The 25,538-nt window shown below is 26.6% G+C and carries 23 protein-coding genes; 5 read left to right on the top strand and 18 right to left on the bottom strand.

Features of this window, described 5'->3' with window-relative positions; all coding sequences use genetic code 11:
- From hisB to IC218_RS02520, 4 genes are read right to left on the bottom strand one after another with little or no spacing between them, the layout of a single operon-like run.
- Positions 1-579, bottom strand: coding sequence for an imidazoleglycerol-phosphate dehydratase HisB (hisB, locus tag IC218_RS02535; protein WP_227432940.1), 579 nt, complete (start codon positions 577-579; stop codon positions 1-3).
- A 2-nt stretch (positions 580-581) separates the two neighbouring features.
- The gene (hisC, locus tag IC218_RS02530) at positions 582-1,631 is read right to left on the bottom strand and encodes a histidinol-phosphate transaminase (protein ID WP_227432939.1); all 1,050 of its coding nucleotides are present in this window, start codon (positions 1,629-1,631) and stop codon (positions 582-584) included.
- A 33-nt stretch (positions 1,632-1,664) separates the two neighbouring features.
- Positions 1,665-2,291 carry an ATP phosphoribosyltransferase gene (gene hisG / locus IC218_RS02525; protein ID WP_227432938.1) on the bottom strand — a complete coding sequence of 209 codons (627 nt, stop codon included), beginning with the start codon at positions 2,289-2,291 and terminating at the stop codon, positions 1,665-1,667.
- A gap of 21 nt (positions 2,292-2,312) precedes the next feature.
- Complete coding sequence (locus IC218_RS02520; RefSeq protein ID WP_227432936.1) at positions 2,313-3,257, bottom strand: ATP phosphoribosyltransferase regulatory subunit; 945 nt, start codon at positions 3,255-3,257, stop codon at positions 2,313-2,315.
- A gap of 527 nt (positions 3,258-3,784) precedes the next feature.
- On the opposite strand from IC218_RS02520, the gene IC218_RS02515 reads away from it, so the two are divergent.
- On the top strand, positions 3,785-3,961 hold the full coding sequence (locus IC218_RS02515; RefSeq protein ID WP_003420092.1) for a hypothetical protein: 177 nt from the start codon (positions 3,785-3,787) through the stop codon (positions 3,959-3,961).
- 158 nt (positions 3,962-4,119) lie between these two features.
- Here the strand turns inward: IC218_RS02515 and trhA are convergent, their stop codons facing one another.
- Positions 4,120-4,773 (bottom strand): PAQR family membrane homeostasis protein TrhA, encoded by a 654-nt coding sequence (gene trhA / locus IC218_RS02510; RefSeq protein WP_227482350.1) that lies wholly within the window; start codon positions 4,771-4,773, stop codon positions 4,120-4,122.
- Between the two features lie 159 nt (positions 4,774-4,932).
- Between trhA and IC218_RS02505 the strand changes: the two genes are divergently transcribed.
- On the top strand, positions 4,933-5,499 hold the full coding sequence (locus IC218_RS02505) for a DUF1836 domain-containing protein (RefSeq protein WP_413927178.1): 567 nt from the start codon (positions 4,933-4,935) through the stop codon (positions 5,497-5,499).
- 139 nt (positions 5,500-5,638) lie between these two features.
- Here the strand turns inward: IC218_RS02505 and IC218_RS02500 are convergent, their stop codons facing one another.
- From IC218_RS02500 to IC218_RS02455, 10 genes are all read right to left on the bottom strand, one after another.
- Positions 5,639-5,848, bottom strand: coding sequence for a hypothetical protein (locus IC218_RS02500; protein WP_227432931.1), 210 nt, complete (start codon positions 5,846-5,848; stop codon positions 5,639-5,641).
- Positions 5,849-5,928: 80 nt separating this feature from the next.
- Positions 5,929-6,582: an FMN-dependent NADH-azoreductase gene (locus IC218_RS02495; RefSeq protein ID WP_227432929.1), complete on the bottom strand. Its 654-nt coding sequence runs from the start codon at positions 6,580-6,582 to the stop codon at positions 5,929-5,931.
- 319 nt (positions 6,583-6,901) lie between these two features.
- Entirely contained in the window at positions 6,902-7,942 is a 1,041-nt protein-coding gene (locus tag IC218_RS02490; RefSeq protein ID WP_227823746.1) for a Fic family protein, read from the bottom strand.
- Between the two features lie 107 nt (positions 7,943-8,049).
- Entirely contained in the window at positions 8,050-9,423 is a 1,374-nt protein-coding gene (locus IC218_RS02485; RefSeq protein ID WP_227482349.1) for an MATE family efflux transporter, read from the bottom strand.
- Between the two features lie 122 nt (positions 9,424-9,545).
- Positions 9,546-11,420, bottom strand: coding sequence for an ABC transporter permease (locus IC218_RS02480; protein WP_227482348.1), 1,875 nt, complete (start codon positions 11,418-11,420; stop codon positions 9,546-9,548).
- The gene (locus IC218_RS02475; protein WP_227823745.1) at positions 11,420-12,166 is read right to left on the bottom strand and encodes an ABC transporter ATP-binding protein; all 747 of its coding nucleotides are present in this window, start codon (positions 12,164-12,166) and stop codon (positions 11,420-11,422) included. The genes IC218_RS02480 and IC218_RS02475 overlap by 1 nt, the downstream gene beginning before the upstream one ends.
- 155 nt (positions 12,167-12,321) lie before the next feature.
- Positions 12,322-14,532 (bottom strand): EAL domain-containing protein, encoded by a 2,211-nt coding sequence (locus IC218_RS02470; protein WP_227432924.1) that lies wholly within the window; start codon positions 14,530-14,532, stop codon positions 12,322-12,324.
- Positions 14,533-14,553: 21 nt separating this feature from the next.
- On the bottom strand, positions 14,554-14,886 hold the full coding sequence (locus tag IC218_RS02465) for a hypothetical protein (protein WP_227432923.1): 333 nt from the start codon (positions 14,884-14,886) through the stop codon (positions 14,554-14,556).
- 170 nt (positions 14,887-15,056) lie between these two features.
- The gene (gene gltA / locus IC218_RS02460) at positions 15,057-16,451 is read right to left on the bottom strand and encodes an NADPH-dependent glutamate synthase (RefSeq protein WP_227823744.1); all 1,395 of its coding nucleotides are present in this window, start codon (positions 16,449-16,451) and stop codon (positions 15,057-15,059) included.
- The gene (locus IC218_RS02455; RefSeq protein ID WP_227432921.1) at positions 16,451-17,344 is read right to left on the bottom strand and encodes a sulfide/dihydroorotate dehydrogenase-like FAD/NAD-binding protein; all 894 of its coding nucleotides are present in this window, start codon (positions 17,342-17,344) and stop codon (positions 16,451-16,453) included. Before IC218_RS02455 ends, gltA begins: the two co-directional genes overlap by 1 nt.
- A gap of 628 nt (positions 17,345-17,972) precedes the next feature.
- On the opposite strand from IC218_RS02455, the gene IC218_RS02450 reads away from it, so the two are divergent.
- Positions 17,973-18,824, top strand: a complete 852-nt coding sequence (locus IC218_RS02450) for a sulfurtransferase (RefSeq protein ID WP_227823743.1) — start codon at positions 17,973-17,975, stop codon at positions 18,822-18,824.
- Between the two features lie 138 nt (positions 18,825-18,962).
- On the opposite strand, the gene ggt is transcribed toward IC218_RS02450, so the two are convergent.
- The 3 genes from ggt to IC218_RS02435 form a co-directional block, all read right to left on the bottom strand.
- Positions 18,963-20,576, bottom strand: coding sequence for a gamma-glutamyltransferase (gene ggt, locus IC218_RS02445; protein WP_227432919.1), 1,614 nt, complete (start codon positions 20,574-20,576; stop codon positions 18,963-18,965).
- 194 nt (positions 20,577-20,770) lie between these two features.
- Entirely contained in the window at positions 20,771-22,702 is a 1,932-nt protein-coding gene (locus tag IC218_RS02440; protein WP_227823742.1) for an ABC transporter permease, read from the bottom strand.
- Positions 22,689-23,456 (bottom strand): ABC transporter ATP-binding protein, encoded by a 768-nt coding sequence (locus IC218_RS02435; RefSeq protein WP_227432917.1) that lies wholly within the window; start codon positions 23,454-23,456, stop codon positions 22,689-22,691. Before IC218_RS02435 ends, IC218_RS02440 begins: the two co-directional genes overlap by 14 nt.
- Before the next feature lie 287 nt (positions 23,457-23,743).
- Here IC218_RS02435 and IC218_RS02430 point away from each other — a divergent pair, with 287 nt between their 5' ends.
- Both IC218_RS02430 and IC218_RS02425 read left to right on the top strand, forming a co-directional pair.
- Entirely contained in the window at positions 23,744-24,418 is a 675-nt protein-coding gene (locus IC218_RS02430; RefSeq protein WP_227432916.1) for a response regulator transcription factor, read from the top strand.
- 23 nt (positions 24,419-24,441) lie between these two features.
- Positions 24,442-25,446 (top strand): HAMP domain-containing histidine kinase, encoded by a 1,005-nt coding sequence (locus IC218_RS02425; protein ID WP_227432915.1) that lies wholly within the window; start codon positions 24,442-24,444, stop codon positions 25,444-25,446.
- The last annotated feature ends 92 nt before the right edge of the window (positions 25,447-25,538 follow it).

Here is a 25,538-nt window from a genome sequence, read left to right as displayed (position 1 = left end):
TTATAAGACCCCCTTTGAAGATGCTATTTCATTGGAAATTACTTCGCTACCTTCTTTCAATGCTCTTGCAAATGCTTTAAAAATACTTTCTATTTTGTGATGGTCATTTTCTCCATACAAAAGATTAATATGTAAAGTTACTCTAGATTCATTTACAAAAGCTCTAAAAAATTCTTTAAAACATTGAGTACTCATACTACCAATCGTTTGAGTATCAAACTTTGCATTAAATACAAGATATGGTCTGTTGCTTATATCAATAGACACCATGGATAAAGATTCATCCATAGGTATGTAGATAGTAGAATATCTTCTTATTCCTTTTTTATCCCCTAAAGCATTTTTAAATGCCTCTCCTACAGCTATACCTATGTCCTCCACACTATGATGGTCATCTACATATATATCTCCTTTACAAATAATCTTTAAATCAAACTTACCATGAAACGCCATTAAAGTAAGCATATGGTCTAAAAATCCAATTCCAGTATCTACCTCAACTTTTCCAGTACCATCAATGTTTAGTTCTACTAAAATCTGTGTTTCAAGTGTATTTCTTTCTATCTTCCAAACTCTCATACCTAATTCTCCTTTTGAAAAATATCTTTTATAGCATTTGCAAACATAATATTTTCTTCTTTATCACCAATTGTAACTCTATAATAATTTTCTAGTTTTCCACTAAACTTTCTTATTAGTACTCCTCTATCAATCAGCTTTTGTGATAAATTTTCTATCTCAGAGTAAAATAATATAAAGTTTGCTTGTGACTCATACGCTTTGATACCCATATCAATTATTTCTTTATACAATTTTTCTCTTTCTTTTTTTACTTCATCTATATAAGACTTAACTACTTCTTTATTTTTCAATGCTCTTGTAGCAATGAAATCGGACAATGAATTTAAGTTATATGGAGGTCTTACCTTCTCAACAGAGTTTATCAAACTACTATTAGATAGCATATATCCAGTTCTTATCCCAGCTAATCCAAATGCCTTTGATAGAGTTCTAAGAACGATTAAGTTTTCATACTCAAAAACATTCTCTAACATGCTTTCTTCCCCAAAATCCATATATGCTTCATCTAAAACTACTAAACTGTTAGTTGAGTTTAAAAGTTTTATTATGTCTTCTCTTTTAAGTATTGCCCCTGTTGGATTATTAGGATTACAAACAATTACTATCTTTGGATTGTTTTCTTTTACTGTTTCAATTACATCATCTATATTTATAACTAAATTTTCATCACTCTCAACACCTATAAACTTTGAACCATTTATCTGACTGTATATAGAGTACATGCTAAAACTTGGAGAAAAACTTAATATTGTTTCATCTTTATCTACAAAAGTATGTATTATCAAATCAATTATTTCACTTGAACCATTTCCTACTAAAAGGTTTTTCTTACTTACTCCAGAAATATCTATATAATTTATTATAGACTCTTTTAAATCGCTATAAGAGTCTTCAGGATATAAATTTAAATCTATATCGCTATCTCCAAGCTCTTTAACAAGATACTTGAACAACTTTTTATTTCCTTCATTTGCATCAAGCTTTACCTTACAATTTACATGATTTGGTTCGTATCCCTTTAGTTCTCTTATACTTTCTTTTTCTCTCAATCTAAACCTCTCCTTGTCAATTTTAATTATATTTTAGTTATCAATTTCCTTAAACAAACGAATTATATTTTGAATTTGTTCATACTTAAATCTATAACTAGCTCTATTTGATATAATCCTAGCGCTTATATCGCATATATCTTCTAATATTTCAAGTCCATTTGCTTTAAGTGTATTACCTGTCTCAACTATATCAACAATTACATCTGATAAGCCTACTATTGGAGCTAGTTCAACAGAACCATTTAGTTTTATTATTTCAATTTTTTGACCTTTTTCTTTAAAGTATTTTTTTGCTATATTTGGGTACTTTGTTGCCACTTTTAAATATTCATCTTTTCTATATATGCTATCTCCCTTTAATCCTGCTACTGCAAATTTACACTTTCCAAAACCTAAATCATATATTTCATATACATCTGTTTCATTTTCTAAAATAGTATCTTTCCCTGCTATACCAAGGTCAGCAACTCCTTTTTCAACATAGGTAACCACATCTGATGGTTTTACATGTATATATATGATTTTATTTTTTTCATCTTTAAAAATTAACTTTCTTGTATCAGTATCTATACTGTCTCCCAAGCCCATTTTTTTAAATTTTTTAAATGATTCCCCTTCTATTCTTCCTTTTGCTAGTGCTATAGTTAAATAATCCAAAATAATACCTCCTTTTCAATCTTACTTATATACATACTTCATTAGCTCATCAACACTTAATGTAAATCCAATAGCTGGAATTTCTTTTCCATACTCTTTAGTTAGAGAATCATATCTTCCACCGCTTAGAATTTCTTTATATGAGTCTGGATAGTATCCTCTAAACATAACTCCTTCATAATAGTCAAGCATTGTAATCATTGATAAATCAAATCTAGCTTTATCTAAAAAATTACATTCCTCAATTAAATCGTTTATTTGTTTTAACTCTTCAAGTGCTTGTTTCATCTTATCATTACAATAGAATTTTTGCGCCTTTTCAATAACATTATATAGATTACCTTGAAAACTTAAGATATTTGATAATAATTCTTTTACATCATTTTTAATTTTTAAATCTTCAATATATACTTTTAATTCATGGTTATTTTTGGTATATAATAAGTTTTTAATTTGATTTTCACAATTCTTATTCAATTTTAATTCCTCTAATAATCCATTAATATATTTACTACTCCCAACTTCCAAAATGAAATTATTGTTGTACTTTTCAAGTATCTTAAGGGCCAATTTTACCACTTCTCTATCTGCTTCTACAGAAGATTCTCCTAAATACTCACAACCTATCTGTCTTATCTCTTTTATTCCAACTGTATTCTTATTTTTATATATAGATGAATTATAAAAAAGTTTAAGTTTTAAACCCTCTTCCCATCTTGGTATGAGGCTTTTTATTATACTTGTAGTTATATCAGCTCTTAACACCATTACTCTTCCATTTACAACCTTTACCATAGATTCTTTTGGGATTTTACTATTTATATTTGTAAATTCATCATATTCTTCAAATAATTGTGGTTCTATTTGAAAATATTCTTCATCTAAGAAAAGCCTGTCTATTTCTCTTTTTAATTTGTATCTTTTTTTAGAATAAATAACCTCATCTTCAATTCTTAAAAATTTCATACTCTCACCCTTTTCATTAAAATTACTCTTACATTTGCAAATTTAAAACAATAAAAAAGCCATATAGGCTTTATACCTATATGGCTATAATTTTCTTTTAAAATTACTTCCCATCATAGATACAAGACCAATTACACTAAAAACAGGGCTTGTGTCTATGAATCAATTTCATATTACAATCCCTTTAATCTATGATGATGGTGATGATTTAATTTTATATTTAATTTTTCTACATTTAATCTCACCATGATAATTTCCTCCCAAATATTTTTTATTAATATTCTAAATTTACAGTTTTTTTATTAATATTAATAATAATATACTTTTCAAAAATTGGCAATAGTTATTTAAAAATTTAAATAAAATATTTTATATGATTTTTTATTTGTACAGTTAGATATTTAATCTTTACTTAATTTGGAAGTTTTGTGTATAAAAAATGAAATTTCGGGAAAAATTGTAATAATTTAAAAAAACTTATTAAAATATAGTATAATAAGTATATCTTAATGTAAAGGGATGATTTTATGTATAAATATGATGACTATGTAAATTTAACAAATGATTTAGATTTGCCTGTAGAAATTAGAAATAAATGTGTTAGAATTGTTAGTGTGTCAGAGAATTTAGAGGATATAATTATAGTACATAAATTCAAACTATATGTCGTAAATGAGAAATACATTAAAGGAATTATGGAATAGACATTTTGAATATGCTATTTTTATAAACAGGTTATTATAAATATAATTGTATTTATAATAAGGAACTGTCTTATAGTAGAAGATAGATTCTATATAAGACAGTTCTTTTTATTTTCTTCATTGTAGAAATTTTAGTATCAATTAACTGGATTCTTAAACTATAAAACATACAATAAAACAGCTAAAAAGTGGAATAAAGAACCTAACATAATAAAAATATGAAATATCTCATGAAATCCAAATTCAGGACTTATGTTTGGCTTCTTAATAATGTAAATAACTGCACCTATAGAGTAAGATACACCTTCCATTATTAATAAGTTAAGACAATCCTTAGGAATTGAATTAAATGCATTTATATCAAAGACAATTGCCCACCCCATAAGTAAATATAGACTTGTAGACAACCATCTAGGTGCATCCATCCAAAATATTTTTATTACTATACCAATAAATGCAACTATCCATATTGCTGTAGTAAATATTATTCCCTCTTCTTTTTGCATAAAATATAAGCATATTGGTGTATATGAACCAGCAATCAATACATAAATCATTGCGTGGTCTACTTTTCTGAAAAATAATTCTTGTTCTGGTGTACCTTTTAAAAAATGATAATATGAGCTTGCACTATAAAGAGCAATTAATGATAATCCAAATACAGACACAGACACTATCATCAAAAAAGAAGTTTGTTGTAAAGATATAGATTGAAAAATTAAAATTATAGTAGCTATAAGAGATAAACAAGCCCCTATAAAATGAGTTAAACTACTTATTGGGTCTCTACCCTTTAAAAAAAATTGATACATTTCGTCCTCCTACAATTATGTATTTTAAAAATTACATTTTATATATAGTTTTTAATACTATATTATAAATTTAATTATACCACTTTATATCTCTTTTGCAACCATTAATATTGTTTTATTTTCTAAATTAGTGTATTATAAATATTATGGAGGTAACATATGATGAACAATGAATTAAATACCATAATACTGGAAACGCTAAATAATACAGATATAACTTCAAATGATATTCCATCTATTGACCTATATATGGATCAGATTATTTCTCTAATTGACAGTAAACTTTCTGCCAATAAAAGATTTGAGGATGATAAAATTCTCACTAAAACAATGATAAATAATTATAGTAAAGAAGGATTAATCAAACCAATTAAGGGAAAAAAATATACCAAAGAACAAATCTTACAAATGATAATCATTTATTCTATGAAAAATACACTTACAATACAAGAGATTAAAAGAATCTTAAATGGTGTATACGAAAAAGATGATTTCAACGGAGAAGATTTAGTGGCATGTTATGAAAAGTTTATATCAATAAAAGAAAGGCAAAGAAATAATATGCCAAACTTTATAGAGTCTAATTTTGAAAATATCAGTATTAATCCAGAAAATAAAGGTGATTTATTGATAGCCTTACTAAGCCTAACTTCAATGGCTGACCAATTAAAAAGTATTTCAGAAAAAATAGTAGATACTTTTTTCCAAGATACTCCCAAAAAATAATTTTAATAAAGTAAGACTGAAAATAAATATTAAAATACAATACAGCTTAAATTAATCATTATTGTATACAATATAATTTTCAGTCTAAATATTAATACTTTCTATTTTTAACTCTTTCAAGAATCTCCATATCTAAAGTTTACAAATTTAATTTTATTCTATTTAAGTTTTGACAATGTGAACAATTCAAATTAACTTGAATTTGTTTATACCCTATGAAAACGGCTTGTTTAAGTATACCAGTGCCATCATCTATCATCACTACATTGTCTTTTATCTCTACATGGAAATTATTTTCTTGATTACACCAATAACAATCATACTTCTCATTACTTTTTTCTTCTCGCATGATTTTCGCCTCCTTCAATATAGGTTTCTACATTAAGAGAGGTTTTTCCTTTATATTTTCAATAAAATAAAATATTATAACTAAAACTTCATAGAATCTACTATGCCTTCTATTTTTTCAGATGCTTTTTCTATTGCACTTTGTCTTTCTTCTTCACTAGTTCCAGTTCCATCTACTAATAATTCATCAAATTTTTTGATTCCTATAAATTTCATGATACTTTCCACATAATTTACCCCTTTATTCATAACTGGTTTTAGTACCCATGGTATATGTCCACCTGAAGATTGTATATATACCATACTTCTATCAATATCATTCAGTATTCCTTGTGGTTTATCATCACCTTCAAAAGATATAGTTTTTCCATCTTGAATTATACAATCTATATATTCTTTAAGTGGTGCTGGAAAAGATAAACTCCACATAGGTGCTGCTATTACATATACACTTGCACTCACAAATTGATCACAAAGGCTTCTAATTTTTGCAAGTTCTTTTCTATCCTTATCATCTAATTGCTTAGCGGCTTCTTCGCTGACTATACTATTTCTCTTTTCGAAGTATTGATATTCTAGTCTTGGTATATGCTCTTTATAAAGATCTATTTCTTCAACTTCGAAATCCTTATTTTTTTCTATAAATTTATTGATAAACTTTCTTGCTACAGTTTTACTTGAAGATAAATCTTCTGGTTTTGAATTCACATTTATATATAATAATTTTTTCTTCATAAGCTCACTCCTAAGATTATTTTTATATTATTATTTCACAAAAATAACCATTCTATTCTGTAATTAAATTATAAAGTTAATAGAAATATATTTGTTAAATAATCTTAAAAAGTAAATTGATAGAGTACAGGAATAAAACATAATTTATTATATAATATAATTTTAAATATTTTAAAATTCTAATCAAGAAATTACCTATAGTATTTTAGATAAGATAAGTGTTCCATAAAGTTATGTAAATTCCTCTCAGAGTTTCTAATTTCAATAAAAAATGGTATAGTGCTTTAACACTATACCATTAAAATTATTAAAGTATTTTTTAATACTTCTTCTTCCATTTTGCGCTTCTTCCCCTTGCAACAACCTCTATCTTATCTTGTTTTCTTAGATTATTAAAAACTCTATTTATAGTAGGTTCTGGAATATCAGGACACAAGTCCTTTATATCTTCTTTTGTAAAATATCCTAGAGTAGAATTTATTATTTTTTCTATTCTACTAGTTTTTGTCTGTCTTTTCTTATCAGATACATTTAAACTGTCATCTAACTTCTTATATGCAGTCAATATAGTTTCTAAAAAATATTCAATCCAAGCATTCATATCTGATTTTTCATTCCCTATAGATGACTTCAAATAGTTTAAGTTACTATAGTACTCATATGAACTGTCATCAAATATTTTTCCTAAACTTATATATCTTCCAACTTCATATCCATTTTTGTTTAACAGCAGTAGTATAAGTACTCTTGCCATTTTTATATTACCTTCTTTAAATGGATGTATCAAGATGAAATCTAACACAAATGCAGAAATTAATATTAATATATCAATTTCATCCTCATCTATCAATGTATTATAAGCTTCACATATTTCTTCTACAGCTTTTTCAACCTTATTAACACTTGCATCAACATTTATGAAGTCACTATTTTTTAAATTATATTCAAAGAATCCACTTTCTGATTTATAGCTTCCCCCTCTGGTAGATGAAAATTTATATAAGTATCCATGAAGTTCAAGAATTGTTTGTGAGCTTATTGGTATACTCTCATAAGCACTATTAATAGTTTTTACTACATCTCTGTATTCAACAATACTTAACTCTTCTCTACTTTTAGGTGTGACTTCATTGCTTATTAATTTTTCTAAATTAAAAGTATTACTTTCTTTTTGATTTCCAATATATGTAGATTCTGAACAATCTACTAAAGATTTTTTTTCTAGACTTTCTAAAATTTCTTTTGGTTGTTTTTTGTAAAGCAGTTGTCTACCCTTATACTCATTTATCTTAGACAACATTTTAGCTACATTCATGTTTACATACATATTTTTTAATTTGCTTTTTTTTGTAAATTCCATAAAATCACTCCATAATTAGAATTTCTCTTCTTTTTGACAGCGGTTTTATTTTATCATATAATTGTATTTTTTACAATTTTTTACTTATTTATCTGAAATTATACTTTTTATTCAGTTGTTATTTCACTTAAACGTTCACTTTTAGGTGTATATCTTTTCAACTCTCTAAATACTACTACACCTGTAATTACTGTGGCTATAAAGTCAGATACTGGTTGAGCTGTCCATACACCCTTTAAACCTAAGAATGTAGGAAGAATTATTACTGCTGGTATCAATAAAATTACCTGTCTTAGAAGACTTAATAACATTGCCATTTTTGCTTTACCTATAGATTGTATAAAGTTTGTTCCTGTAATTGATAAACCTACAATTGGTAACATAAGTAGGTATATTTTTAAACCATCTACAGATATACTCATAAGCTCAGGGTCTTTATTAAATATCCCTATAATTGCCTCTGGGAAAAGCATAATTACTACCATACCCATGCATAAAATTATAGTAGCTACTACTAATGAACCTAAGTATGCTTTTTTAACTCTATCGTATTTTTCAGCCCCATAGTTAAAACCTATAATGGGTTGCGCTCCCTGATTTATTCCAAAGATAGGCATTAAAAATACCATTGCTATAGAAGAAATTGTAGCCATAGCTCCTATAGCTAAATCTCCACCATGAGTTTTAAGTGCAATATTTGATATTACTTGAACTAAGCTTGCTGCAAGTTGCATAGCAAATGGTGACATTCCTATTGCAAATACTGCACCTACTAATCTTTTATCTAATTTTAAATGAGATTTACTGAATTTTAAATTTGATTTTCCACTTATATAGTAGCCTATAGTTAAAATGGCTGTAAGAGCTTGAGAAGTTACTGTAGCAATTGCAGCTCCTTGTATTCCCATATTGAATCCAAATATTAACATCCAATCTAAAACTATATTAGTTAGGCATCCTATTATCATTATTCCTGCTGAAATCTTAGGGCTACCGTCAGCTCTTATTGAGTGATTTAAAGAAAAGGATAGAAGATTTACTATTGTTCCTAATAAGATGATATTTATATATGTCTTTGCATATATTAATGTATTTTCACTTGCTCCAAATAATGTAAGTATTTTATTTGCAAATAATATCCCAAGTACCATTATTATAATTCCTGTAACTACAGCTAATGTCATTGCATTTCCTATAAGTTTCCTTGCATCTTCTACTTTACCTTGCCCAAGTTTTATCGATATAGTTGTCGTTGTTCCTATTCCTATCAACATACCAAATGCAAGTATTATTGTCATTATTGGCATCGTAACACCAAGACCTGTTATTGCAAGTGGTCCAACCCCTGGTATGTTCCCAATAAAAATTCTGTCTACCACATTATATAGACTATTTACCAGCATACCTATTATTGCCGGTATAGAGTATTTCAGTAGTAATTTACTGATTCGTTCCGTTCCTAATAATTGTTGATTATCCATCAAGTCTCCTCCTTCTTCTAATATTTAATTTTCCACATATTACAAGGGAGGTGCATATGCCCTCCCTTAATATTAACTACTTTTTAAATATTAATTTTCTATAATATATATTATATACCACTTTAATCAAAAAACCAAACTTTTCTAATATAAAATTTCTTTAGTAAATGAAAATAAAGTGAATATATACATGAGAGCACTAATAATATACCCCAATTTTTTAAGTTAAAACTATTGTTTAGTACACTATTTAAAAAGAGTAAAGAAAATATGCTATTTACAATAGCTATGATAAAAGGTACAAAAAATAGTATACCTATCTCTATACTAACAATCTTATTCATATTTTTAAAAGATAGACCTATTTTTGATAGATTGTTGTACTTAACCTTATCAAAAGGTTCATCTGTGTATAGTCTAAAATACAAAAAACTAAGAACTGCCATAAACAGAATAACACCTATGAAAATACCCATAAATTGAAGAATTTTACTTTGTTGTAACTCAGCTAAATACATATCTGGTAAGGTTAAAAAATATGACTTCATATCATTTCTATCTAGATTAAAATGTTTTTCTTTTAATGCTTCAGTTATATCAGCACTATTTTGCCAGTTTTCATAATCAAATCCATGAAAGTTTATTTTTGAAAACTTACTTTGTATATTATTATATAAATTATCATGTATAACTATAATTTTACTAAACATACCTGTAGGAAAAATTATCCTATCTGTTGATTCTTTTATCTTTATGTTTACATTTTTTATCTTATAAGCTTTAATTTCTTTTAAAGAATTTATATGCTCTTTAGAATTATATCTAGGAACTATAATGCCCTCATCTATCTTTAGATTAATTTTATCTAATCCCAATTGTTTTGATAATTTATTATAGTTACTCATACTTAATAATACTTCATTATTATATTCAAGCATAGGAAAACTTAATTCCTTATAATCATATTCTTTTATTGTGTTTCTAATTTCTTCTAAGTCTTCATATTTTTTGTTATTATTGTCTTCTGAGAAATATGAGTAAACCATTGGAAAATTATTTTTAGAGGATTTACCTTGTGAAGTTACAAGCGTTAAAGTTGTTGTAAATGCTACTAAAGTACCAGATAAAAGTATTGTCATTAAAAACAATAATCGAGAATTATCTTTCATCTTATATACTAAATTACCTATAAGCAACATATTTATTTTGTTTTTATAAAACTTCTCTCTATTTTTCATATGCTTTAATATTAAAATGGTAAACTGAGAAAAAAATAAAAACATTCCTAGAGTAATCAACAGCGCTATCATGTACATATCACCATTTATATTTAACTTATTACCAAATAGTATCATAGCATATCCTGTCATAAGACATGATATACCAAGTATTCCAAATAATTTTGAAGGTTTTATATCTTTTTTAGGTTTCTTTGTGCCTACTAAAAGTTCAAAAATATTATTTTTGTTTAACAATTTTAAGCTAAGTGGTCCTGTTATCAAAAATAATAACATAAAAGATATAATTGTCATTAGTATCGCTTTTATTGGAAAGTAACTTTCTGTCAAGTTCATATAAAATATTTTACCTAAATACAATAAAAATAACTTAGAAATAGATAGCCCTAAAAGTATTCCTAACATTATTGCTAATAATCCTATTATTAAATTTTCAATCAATATCAATCTTTTCAATTGTTTATTACTCATTCCAATTATTATCATAACTCCAAAATCTCTTAATCTAGATTTTAAGAAATTTCCTAAGGAATATAATATAAAAAGCAGACTAAATCCTAATATTATTAATTCTGAAATCATAAGAGCCATAAATGCAGTAGAACCACTTTGGATTCCAGAATCCGTTATAATTGGATGAAACATAGATACTGCAAATACAAAAAATATCATTATAGAGAAAATTGAGCTTAAAAAATACGCTAAATATGCTCTAAAATTTCTAATTATATTATTATAAGCAAATCTTCCAAAAGTCACTACCTTACACCTCCTATTTGAGACAAGACAGATAGTATTTTATTGTAAAAAGAACTATTCGTGCCTGATTTCTTTATCTCTGTATATATGCATCCATCCTTTATAAAAACAACTCTATCTGAATGGCTTGCACTATATGCTTCATGAGTTACCATAAGTGTAGTTACATTTTGTTCTTTGTTTATCTTAGCAAATAACTCTAAAACATCATCAGTGGATTTCGAATCAAGATTCCCTGTTGGTTCATCTGCAAGAAGTAATGATGGGTTATTTATAATTGCTCTAGCAATTGCACATCTTTGAGCTTGTCCTCCTGAAATCTCATAAGTTCTTCTATCTAAAATTTTATCAATACCTAAAAATTCAGATATATTTTTAGTTTCCCTGTTCATTTTTTTAACATTTCTACCATCTAGTGTAAGTGGCAACATTATATTTTCACCAACTGTCAAAGTATCAATCAAATTAAAATTCTGAAATACAAAACCAAGTTGTTTTCTTCTAAATTCAGCTAATTTTTCTCCTTCTAATTTACTTGTATCCTGTCCATTTAATATAACTTGGCCTTCACTCTGCTTATCAATTGTAGATATTATATTTAAGAGAGTAGATTTGCCACTTCCAGATGGACCCATAACAGCTACAAATTCGCCCTTTTCTATACTTAAATTAATACTATCTAATGCTTTATATGGAACTTTTCCATAATATGTTTTTGATATATTTTTAATACTTAATATGTTCATTTTATATTCTCCATTACTTTTTTATTTTCACTACAGTAATATATTATCGTGAATATCCCATTTTAACCATAAAAATACCCTAACAATTAACTTACATATTTGTAAGTTAATTGTTAGGGTATCAACAAACTAATTAGTATTAATAATTAATTCAACTAAAATTTTAGAAGCTTTTCAAATTCACTAAGTACCATCGGTTTAGCAAATAAATAACCTTGAACCTTATCGCATCCTATTTCTTTTAAAAACTCTACTTGCTCATTGGTTTCTACACCTTCACATATAACTTTAATATTAATCGCTTTTGACATTTCTACTATCTTAGAGATAATAATTTTTCCACGTTTTGTATCTGTTGTTTCAATTAGAAAGCCTCTATCTAATTTTAAAATATCAAAAGGAAGGTCCTTTAATAGATTCAAGGATGAATATCCTGAGCCAAAATCATCCATTGATATAAGAAATCCTATCTTTTTAAGCCTCTTAATTATATCAATCAATATATTTAAATTATCAAATACAACACTTTCTGTTAATTCAAGTTCTATAAACTTAGGAGATATATTATACTTATTTATCAATTCAGTAATATTCTCTATAAAATTATCTCTATGTAAATGAACTCTAGATATATTCACTGAGATTGGCACAGGGTTATAACCTTTGTTTAGCCACTTTCTCAAGGTCTTACATACTTCTTCAAATACAAACATATCAATATTTACAATGAAACCATTTCTTTCAAATAAAGGTACAAAATCTACGGGTGAAATAAATCCTATATCTGGATTGTTCCATCTTATTAGAGCTTCTGCTCCTTCAATTTCATTTCCATCATTTAAACTATATTTTGGTTGGTAATATACTACAAACTCGCCTTTTTCCAAAGCTTTATTCATATTATCCTCCAATTTCTTTTCTCTATATAATCGATTTCTTGTATCTTCATTGAAAAATGAATATGAATGCTCATACTTATCTTTTTTTGTTTTTGCAGCAATATTCGCTCTATCAATTAACAAGTCAATTTTTTGTATATCATCACTTCTATTTATCTTATATATGCCACTTGACATAACAATTTTATATTGTGAAGAATTACTAGTACTTAAATTGCATATTTCATTATTTATTTTAGCTAGTCTATTTAAAAGGTCAGTATCAGTATTACAAGAAAGCAATAATATAAAGTGGTCATTATCCATTCTGGCACAAAGTTCATATTTGTTTGTATTGTGTTTTAACACATTTGCAATATGTATTAATATCTTATTTCCTTCAGTATAACCAAACATCTCATTTATGTATTTAAATTTATTGACATCCAATTGAACTAAGTAAAAATCATCCTTATAATAATTATGTAAAATATATATAGAATCTTTTTTAAACTTTTCTTTGTTCTTTATTCCACTTAAGGAATCATAATAAGCTAATTTTTTCAGTTGTTCTATTAGTGTAACATTACTTAATTTCCACAATATCAAAAATATTAATATATAGAAAAATAACTTGATTATAAAATCAATTATCAAGCTTTTAAAGTTCTTAAAGACATCACAACTTGATATTAACGTCCAATCAGTTCCTTCGATACTCGTATATCTTGCACTATATAACTTCCAATTATCCCATGATAAAAAACCACCTTGACGTTTCTCATCTATATTTTTTAAAATTTCATTTTTACTGGACCCTATAATATTTCCTTCTATACTAAACATGTCCGTCTTATTGTGGACATAGTCTTTATTTTGATGAGAAATAATGGCATAATTTTTATCTACCATTAAAAACTTAATAGAATCATCAGAATTACTTCTACTTACTATCTTATTTACATCTTGAAAATAAAAGGAAGCAAAAATAGTTCCAGTTACTTCATTATTTTTTATAATAGGTACACATATAATAAATACTTTATCTCCTGTAACCTTACTAACTGTAATGTCAGAAATCACCATTTTCTTTGTTTCTAATACCTTCTGAAAATGAGTTCGGTCTTTTATTGTCCCAACCCTTTCTCTATATGTACTTGAAGTATTCCCTTGTGCATCAGTTATTCCAAGCATAAAAAGGTTATATTGTTTTTGATAAGGTCTTAATAACTTACCTTTTTCAATTAGAGAAGTTCTGGCATCAGAAAATCTATCGTCTTGACTAAGAGCTTTTAATAAGGATGCATTGACACTTAAATAATTTTCTAATTCTCTTTTTGAGGCTTCAATCATATTTTTAGAAGCAACCTCCATAGAATTACTTGCATATATAATTGTACTTGTAAAATCAATTAAAATTAATAACATCCATAAAATTAATATATACCTAAAAACTAATCCATCAAATATTTTTTCTCTTTTTCTCATATTTAAACACCATTAATTATACTATTGTAATACATACTCAATCGGCTCTTTAATAACTTGTGACATTACTCTATGTGAATAATCCAAAAGTATTCTTTCTTTAAATTTATATGAATCCTTTATACGAGATTCATAATTTAAAACTGGCACATTTAATTTTTCAATTTTATATAGGAAAGGCCTATATTCTAATGATGGAATATTATTTTTTAAGTAATTTATACTTGCTTTATCTAAAATGCTTACATTTTCAATATCTGTTGCACTAATATATGTAACCGTTATACCAAAAATATTCTTTTTAGGTATAAGTTCTAATGTCAAGTCTGATAACTCTGATTCTGCCAACCACACATTATTTCCCCCTTATAAAATCTTTATTCGATATTATTTTACCATAATTAAACAAAATTATGTTGCTTAATAGTAAATATTACAATAGTAACTATGGCTTTATTATATAATTTTTCAAAAAAATATACCAAGCTAGAAATTATTCTAACTTGGTATATTTAATTTACAAATTAAGCATTAACTTTTGCTTTTAAATATTCATCTATTGAAGCTGCTGCAGTTTTACCAGCACCCATTGCAGATATTACTGTTGCTGCTCCAGTAACAGCGTCTCCACCTGCAAATACACCTTCTTTAGAAGTTTGACCATTTTCATCTGTTATTAAGCATCTTCTCTTATTTATATCAAGACTCTTTGTTGTAGAAGATATTAATGGATTTGGACTTGTTCCAAGTGACATTATAACTGTATCTACATCAAGTACAAATTCAGAACCTTCTATTTCTATAGGTCTTCTTCTTCCAGAATCATCTGGTTCTCCTAATTCCATTCTTATACAAACCATACCTTTAACATATCCATTTTCATCTACTAAAATTTCTTTAGGATTTGTCAATGTATTAAATATAATTCCTTCTTCTTTTGCATGATGTACTTCTTCAGCTCTCGCTGGAAGCTCTTTTTCACTTCTTCTATAAACTATATATGATTCTGAACCTAATCTTAATGCAGTTCTAGCAGCATCCATAGCAACATTTCCACCACCAACTACAGCAACTTTTTTACCAGAACTAATAGGTGTATCATAATCATCTCTGTAAGCTTTCATTAAGTTTACTCTAGTTAAAAACTCATTTGCAGAAAATACTCCATTAGCATTTTCTCCTGGTATGTTCATAAACATAGGAAGACCAGCTCCTGAACCTATGAATATAGCTTCAAAGCCTTCATCTTCTATAAGTTCATCTACTGTTATTGTTTTACCAACAATTACATTAGTTTCTATTTTTACACCTAATTTTCTTATATTATCTATTTCAGGTTGAACAACAGCTTGTTTTGGAAGTCTAAATTCAGGTATTCCATAAGTTAAAACTCCACCTGGTTCATGCATTGCTTCAAATATTGTTACATCATAGCCTTTTTTAGCTAAGTCACCAGCACAAGCAAGACCTGCTGGTCCACTTCCTATTACAGCTACTTTTTGATTTTTCTTAGGTTCTGTGTCAGATAAGTTTATATCATTTTCTTTTGACCAATCTGCTACAAATCTTTCCAATTTTCCTATTGATACTGCATCTGATTTTATTCCAAGTATACATACTCCTTCACATTGACTTTCTTGTGGACATACTCTACCACAAACAGCAGGTAGTGAACTACTCTTGGCTATTACTTTAGCAGCACCTTCTATATCATCTTCTTTAATTTTTGTTATAAATCCTGGGATATCAATTCCTACTGGACATCCACCTACACATTTTGGTTTTTTACATCCTAGACATCTATTAGCTTCTGCCATAGCTTCTTCTTTATTGTATCCTAAACATACTTCATCAAAGTTTGCTGCTCTTACAGCAGGTTCTTGTTCTCTAACTGGTACTTTTACTTTTTTAGCATCCATTATTTGTTACCTCCACATCCACAATTACTATGATGATGACTATCGCCTTCTTCAAGTTTTAACATAGCTCTTCCTTCTTGAGTTTTATACATAGATTGTCTTCTCATAGCTTGGTCAAAATCAACTAAATGTCCATCAAATTCAGGACCATCTACACATGCAAACTTAGTCTCATTTCCAACACTAACTCTACAACCACCACACATACCTGTTCCATCAATCATTATTGTATTTAAACTTACTATAGTAGGTATGTTTAATTCTTTAGTCAATTGACACATAAATTTCATCATTATCATTGGTCCAATTACTATTGCTTGGTCATATTTTTTGCCTTGATTATCAACCAAATCTTTTAATAAATCTGTAACTCTTCCATCAAATCCATATGTACCATCATCTGTTGATATGTATACATTTTTAGCTACTTTTCTCATATCATCTTCTAATATGATTAATTCTTTAGTTCTTGCACCAATTATTACATCTACATCTAATCCATTATCTTTAAACCATTTAACTTGTGGATACACTGGAGCAGAACCTACTCCACCAGCTACAAATAGGATTTTTTTATTTTTTAATTCTTCTATATCTTCATGTATGAATTCACTTGCTTGTCCTAATGGCCCTACAAAGTCCATTACAAAATCGTTTTCTTCAAACATTGCTAATTTCTTAGTTGAAGCACCAACTGTTTGGAATACGATAGTTACTGTTCCTTTTTCTCTATCATAATCAGCTATTGTAAGAGGAATTCTTTCTCCCTTTTCATCATTTTTAATTATTATAAATTGACCAGGCTGAGAAGATTTTGCAACTCTAGGAGCCTCTATTTCCATCAAATAAATACTATCTGTTAATTGTCTCTTACTAACTATTTTATTACTCATCTCGCTATTCTCCATTCTAACAAATATATTTTTCCCACTTTAAATTTAATTAAAACATAAACACACAAAACTATAACTCTAATTATAATACAATATTAGTTCTCGATTAAATGTTTTGTATTGGACATCCCCCCTGTAAAATAATTATAACTGCCCAAATTACAAATAGTTGATATTAACAAATTACGTTTAAATTCCAACAAATATTAAAACCCATATTATATGTATAATTTGTTATAGATTTAACCTAATACACACTTAAAGTATACTATATTATGCCAAATTTGTAACAAAAATTTTATAAATACATAATAAATTTTTTTTATTCAATTATTTGTTTAATAAATTAACCTAGGTTTTCATAATAACTCAGATTTCTTTAAAAACTAAACATGTATAAGGCTTTAATCTATTGCAATACCAGCTTTTATATAAACTAAAATATACTCTTATTTTATTATATATCTAAAATTTTTAATATTCATTAATTATTTGAATTTTTATATAAAATTTTTATATTTTCTAAAGATTTATTTACTTATGTAATAATTTATAATAATATTAATTTATAAAGTTAATAATTATTATGAATACACATAAAAATAATTAAAAATAGGAGGTTTGTTTTTTGAAAAATATTATTTCTGCAAAAGAACTTATATCTAAATTAGAACATAATGATAATCTAGTTGTTATAGATTGTAGATTTGACCTTATCAATAGAACTTATGGTATTGATTCTTATAAAAAAGGACATATAAAAGGTAGCTTTATCTTGGATATAGACAAGGATTTATCATCTCCTACAAAAGAACATGGCGGTAAAAATCCTTTACAAGACCCTTTTATATTAAAAGAAAAGTTAGAAAAAATGGGTGTTGATAATTACACTACAATTGTAGCTTATGATGATGGAGATTTAAATGGTGCTTGTAGACTATTCTTCCAATTAAAACACTTAGGTCTTGAAAATGTCTATGTATTAGATGGTGGAATAACAGCTTTTGTAAAAGAAGGTGGAGAATTAGAAGAAAAAATAAATATTCCAAACTGTACAGACAAAAAAATTAAGCCTAATGTAAATGACAGTTTAGTTGTTCCAATGGAATATGTTAAGTCTAAATTATATGACAAAAATACTGTGATTATAGATTGTCGTGCTAATGAAAGATACCAAGGTTTAGTTGAACCTGCATATTCAAAAGCTGGCCATATACCTAGTGCAAAAAATTACTTTTGCAAGGATTTAATAAAAGGTGATTTTGAAAATGGCTCACTTAAAGATACTGAATTTTTAAAAGACTTCTTTAAGGATTTAAACAATTATGAAGAAATAATTTTGTCTTGTGGTTCAGGAATATCTGCTTGTGTTAACAGCCTTGCACTTAGAGAACTTAATATGCCCCATAAGATTTATGTTGGTAGCTTTAGTGACTGGATTAGCTATGATGACAACGAAGTTAAAACTGGACAAGAATAAAGTTAATAATAAATAAATCTAGCATATTATATATCTTAGCTTTTTATAAAGGCGTTAGTCATTGTAGACTTTCGCCTTTTATTATCATCATTTCATATAGATTCCTTTAGTCATTAAATATAAATTTAGTTTACAATATTAATAAACTGCAACATGACCATCACATCTTGACTCTGTTGCACAAACATAACTTTCTTGCTCTGTTTTGAAGATTATTTGTCCCCTACCCATATCAACATTATCATGAATTACTTTTATCTCATGACCTTTTTCAATAAGAGCATCTACCATCTGTCTTGGCATCTCTGATTCAACTTCTATCTCTTTACCTTTTATCCACTGCCATCTTGGAGCATCTAATGCCTCTTGAGGGTTTAAACCAAAGTCTATCATACTCGTTAATACTTGAAGATGTCCCTGTGGTTGCATAAAAGCACCCATTACACCAAATGGACCTATTGCCTTATCATCTTTACCTAAAAAACCAGGTATTATTGTGTGATAAGGTTTTTTAAATGGTTTTACTACATTATGGTGTTTAGGGTCTAAGTTAAAATTATTACCTCTACTATGTAGTGCAATACCAGTGTTTGGTATTACTATCCCAGAACCAAAATTTATATAATTACTCTGTATATATGAAACCATATTTCCATCTTTGTCAGCAGTACAAAGATATACAGTTCCACCACAATATGGTTCTCCTTCTTTTGGGTATAAAGCTTTTTCATTATCAATCAATAAACTTCTCTTTTTTGCATAATCTTGACTTAATAATTCCTGAACCTTTACTTTCATATGTTCTATATCAGTTACATAAGTTTTAGAATCTGCAAAAGCCAGTTTTAAGCTTTCTATAATCTTATGTATGTCATCTACATTTTCTATATCTCCTTTTATGTCCAATTCTTTTAATATATTTAATGCCATTAGGACTGTTATTCCATGTCCATTCGGTGGAATTTCAAATATTTTATATCCTTTGTATTCTGTGCTTATAGGTTCTACCCAAGTTGGATAAAAACTCGCTAAATCACTTTTTCTTATAGCTCCCTCAAACTTTCTAGAACACTCATCTATTTTATCTGCTAGTCTACCTCTATAAAAACTTTCAGCTTGTGTATTGGCTATTTCTTCTAATGTATTAGCATGCTCTTCACATACAAATATGTCACCAGCTTCTGGAGCTTTACCATCCTTAGAAAACGTCTCAAACCATGACTTAAATTCTTCTCCAACAAATTCTTTTTCATATAGTTCATAGGATTTTTTCCATACTTTTGATACATTAGGAGAAACAACATATCCTTCTCTTGCATATTTAATTGCTGGAGATAAACATTCTAGTAGACTAAGTTTTCCATACTTTTTATTTAATTCTGCCCAAGCTGCAGGTATTCCAGGTACAGTTACTGCTCCAAATCCATACTTTGGCATTTCTTTCATGTTCTTGTAATTTTTTAATTCCATTCTTTCTGGAGCAAAACCGCTAGAATTTAGTCCATATAATCGTTTTTCTTCCTCTATCCAAACAAGAGCATATGCGTCTCCTCCAATTCCATTACTTGTAGGTTCAACTACAGATAATGTAGCAGCAGTTGCAACTGCTGCATCCACAGCATTTCCACCTTTTTTTAGTATTTCAAGCCCAGCTTGAGAAGCTAATGGCGTTGAAGTTGCAACTGCTCCATTTTTAGCATATATAACATTTCTTATTGATGGATATTTATGTTGATGAGCATCAAACATCATAATTTTCAACTCCTTGTCATTTTTATTTTATATTTTCCTTAAATTTATTATATAACATTAATTAATACAACTGATACAAAATACAAACTTTTTCCAAGACTTAATTACATTATTATAATATTTTTTTGTTTTGATTAGATAAGCTATCTTGTTTTTAGTATTTAATTCTTATTAAGTAAAAAATACTCTACAACTTAATCTATTATCATATTTTGAGCGTATTTTAATGTTATAAAATAATATATAAAATAACCTATATAATAAATGGCTAGTGTTGTAATAATTGGTATAAGTAATGGCCTAGTTATAAATTTTTGAGCAATTGACATAGCAAATAAATTATGAATTGTACCTACAATTAATGGCAACAAAAATACAACTTTTAATTGTCTTGATATTATTTTCTCAATATCTTGATTATTTGCCCCAAGTTTTTTTAGCATAATATATCGTTCTTTATCATCATATATATTTGATAATTGCTTAAATAAAATTATACTTCCTGTACACAAAAGAAATACTACAGATAGAAATATACCTATAAATAACATAAGACCACTTACTCTAATTAAATCATTATAGTTTTCGACATTTGATGTAAAATTAAAAGGATAAGTTGATTCCATATTTTTATCAACTATATTTTTTAATCTTAAAGACATATCAAACTCTTTTTTTTCATTTTTTATATCAATTAATCTTAATAATCTCGATTCTCCTCCTGATTTTAATCTATTAAATATGTTATCTTTTACCACAATTAAATCAAATGTTGATTGTAAATTTATTTCTGGCTCTAAAATATTTTTTTGAACTGTAAATAAATTCATCTTCTCTTTTTCTTTAATGTATACATCTATTTTTTGAGTACCAGTACTTTTAAGAAACATTCTCTTATATGAATCTGAAACATAATATACATGCTCTTCTGAAGTTAATTCTTCATAATTACTGTTTTGATATTGTCTTAATTTCTTAAAATCACTTTCTTTAATAAAATCTACAATCACTGTATTTTCTCTATAAACTCCTCCTTTTTTATAGTACAATTTAAAATTTACATCTCTACTTATAAACTCTACTGTCTTATCAAAAAGCACCTTATCATCTTCTTTATATTTATATAGCAGCTTATCGATTTCATTATTTACAAGAGAATTTTCTGCATTTATAGTATAACTATACTTGTAGTTTTCATTTATATTTCTATCTATATCGTAATAAATTGATATTGTAAATCCTAACATAGTTACACTTGTAGCTATTAATATTGCTATTATTGCCAATACTCTGCTATTATTCTTTAATTTGAATCCAAGTTCTGAAAATGCAATTAGATTTCTTCCCTTGTAATAAAAACTTTTTTTCTTCTTAGCAACATCTATAATTATCGACATTATTGATGAAAAAAATAAAAAAGTACCTGGTATTATTGTAATTAATATAAAAGCTGAAAACATTATGTTTTCAACAATGAAATGACTAACTGACATTAAATAAGAAAATACTATCAGTAAAACTCCAAGAGTTCCCTTTAGCTTTATAAATCTTTTATTTGTATATTTTTCTGGTGACTTCTTAAATAACTCTACAATTTTTTTATTCCTAATAACTATAATATTTCTCATTCCAATTACTACAAATATTATTAAAAATATTCCTAATGTCTGAATTAAAGCCCTTATACTTAAAGTCATCTTTACTACTATAATCTCTTTAATTAATTTTACAAGAATCATTGTCATAAGCTTTGAAAATAAAAAACCTAAAGATATTCCTATTAATATTGCAAAGATTCCCATCAAAAAAGTTTCATATAAAAATATTCTGCCTATCTGATTTTTTCTCATTCCAATCAAGCTATAAGTACCTATCTCTTGCCTACGTCTATTAAAGAAAAATGAATTTGAATAATATATAAACAAAAAAACAAATACCACTATTACAATTGAACTTGTATTAATACCTATTTTAGTTTTTCTACCAAGTAAATTTAAGGCTTCATTGTACTCTATTGACTTGAAACTAAAGAATATAAATACACTAAATACAATTGAAACGAAGTACATAAAATAGCTTAAAAAGTTCTTTTTTATATTTTTTATAGCAATTTTAAATAAACTCATTTTTATTAACTCCTCCAATTAAGGAAACTGTATTTAGTATTTTATTATAGAATTCTTTTGTGCTTTCTCCTTTTATAAGTTCTGTAAAGATTATTCCATCCTTTATAAAGAGTATTCTACTACAAAAACTTGCACTTATAGCATCATGTGTTACCATTAATATTGTTGAATCGTTATCTTTATTTAATTTTACTAGAGAATTTAATAAATCCCTTGCAGATTTAGAATCTAATGCTCCTGTAGGCTCGTCTGCAAGTATTAATGATGGTTTTGTTACTATTGCTCTACAAACAGCGCCTCTTTGTTTTTGTCCACCTGAGACTTCATTAGGATATTTATCTAATACTGATTCTATATTTAGTGATTTTGAAACTTCTTTTATTCTACTTTCTATTACTGATACTTTTTCATTTTTTAAAGAAAGAGGTAGCATTATATTTTCTTTTATAGTTAATGTATCTAAAAGGTTAGAGTCTTGAAATACAAATCCAAGATTATCACGTCTAAAGTCGGCTAATTTATTTTGTTTCATTTTAATAATATTCTTATTCTCTATATAAACATTTCCTGATGAAGGCAAATCTATTGTAGAAATAATGTTCAAAAGAGTTGATTTTCCAGCTCCAGATGAACCCATAATACCTACAAATTCGCCTTTATAAACTTTAAAACTTATTCCCTTTAAAGCTTCATATTTTGAGCCTTTTCTACCATACTCTTTTTTTATATTTTCAACAATTAATATTTCTTCCATAATTACTTACCACTCCTCAACATAATTGCTCATTTTCCAATTCTTATAAATATATTATATATATTAAAGTAGTTTTTAACCATTTACTTATATTAATATAATGTTACATTTCTGTAAGTATTAATTATATTTCTTCCTTTTTACTAGAATTATATTTAAAATATAATTTGTCAAGTAAAATATAGTTATATTAATATAATTATTTTAAATTATAAGGTAGAAATGTTTGAACTTATCAAGTAAAATATAGTTATGTTAATATAACTATTCTGGATTAGGAGGTAAAAATGTTTAAAATAATGGTAATTGAAGATGATGTTTCATTAAAACATCAAATAGCAGATTGTCTTTCTAAATGGGGACATATTGTCTATCAAATAGAAAATCTTGAAAACATAATAGAAGAATTTAAGCATTATAAACCACAATTGGTTTTATTAGATATAAATCTTCCATTTTATGATGGATTTCATTGGTGTAATGAGATAAGAAGAATTTCCAAAGTTCCAATAATATTTATTTCTTCAAGAAATTCTAATATGGATGTGATAATGGGTGTAAATCTAGGCGCAGATGATTATATACAAAAACCATTTTCTATAGATGTTTTAATAGCTAAAGTAAATGCTCTTTTAAGAAGAACTTATAATTTTGTTGATAATAATTCAAATAAAATTGTCCATAATGGGGTTACTTTGGATTTATCAACTGCAACTATATGTTATAAAGATAGTACTATTGAGCTAACCAAAAATGAAATTAAAATTCTTCATGAACTTATGAGGAATAAAAGTAAAATAGTTAGTAGAAATAAACTTATGAAAAAATTATGGGATAATGATTGGTTTGTAGATGATAATACTCTCACTGTTAATGTAAACAGAATACGTTCAAAATTAAGTGAAATTGGATTGGAAGACTTTATAGAAACTAAAAGAGGATTAGGTTATATAATCAGTTAAAATAGTTTTAAGTAGGTGAATTTATGAGTTTTAAAGATTTTCTCAAAGATAAACTCGAATTTTTAGTATACAACTTTGGTTTCTTACTTTTTACGATAGCAGTTATTATATTTTCTCCTATTGATGCTCTCTTAGTAGATACTATTGTATACATATTAATTGTAAATATAGTATTTTCATTTATATATATACTTACTGGCTACATTAAGAAAAATAGATTTTTAGAGAAAATTAAAAATAATACATTCAAAGTTAGTACTAATGATATAGAATTAGTTAAATGTACAAATGAAGAAAAAATATATTTGGATATAATTAAAGGTTATCAAAACCAGTGTGATGATATAATAGATATCAATACTAAGAAATTTGAAGAAAATAAAGAAATTATGAGTATGTGGGTACATGATATAAAAATACCTATAGCAATAATTAAACTAGTACTTGAACAAAACGAAGATTTAATCGAAGAAAAAATTTCAGATGATATTGATAAAGAGATATTTAGAATTGAAAATTCTGTTGAAAGAATTTTATATTTATCTAGACTTGAAGATTTTCATAAAGATTTTTTGATTCAAGAAGTAAATATTGAAAATATTCTTAGAGATATTATAAGAAAATATTCAAAATATTTTATCTCAAAAAAAATAATTTTAAACTTAAATAATTTGAATTATACAGTTTTATCAGACGAAAAATGGCTTCACTTCATATTCGAGCAATTATTAAATAATTCCCTAAAATATGCCTCAATAGAAGATAATATATCTATCTATTGCAAAACCCACAAAAATTATTTACAATTAAGGGTGGAAGATACTGGCTGTGGTATAAAAAAGGAAGATTTAAATCGAATATTCAATAAGGGATTTACAGGTAATAATGGAAGAAATAACACTAAATCTACAGGGCTTGGTCTTTATTTAGTAAAAGAACTTTGTGACAAACTTGGCCATAAAATTGATGTAGATTCAGAGTACAATCAATATACAAAAATTACTATTACATTCAAAGATTATCTATAGTATCTTATATATTGATAAGTTATTTTCATTTGACTTATATTCAACATGCTTCTTATAATGATTCTATATGTACATCCCAGTATATAATAAGT

The organism is Clostridioides sp. ES-S-0005-03, assembly GCF_020658455.1.
In the GTDB taxonomy this organism is placed as follows: domain Bacteria; phylum Bacillota; class Clostridia; order Peptostreptococcales; family Peptostreptococcaceae; genus Clostridioides.
Note: the sequence above shows the minus strand (reverse complement) of the source record. Positions and strands in the feature narration are given on the sequence as shown.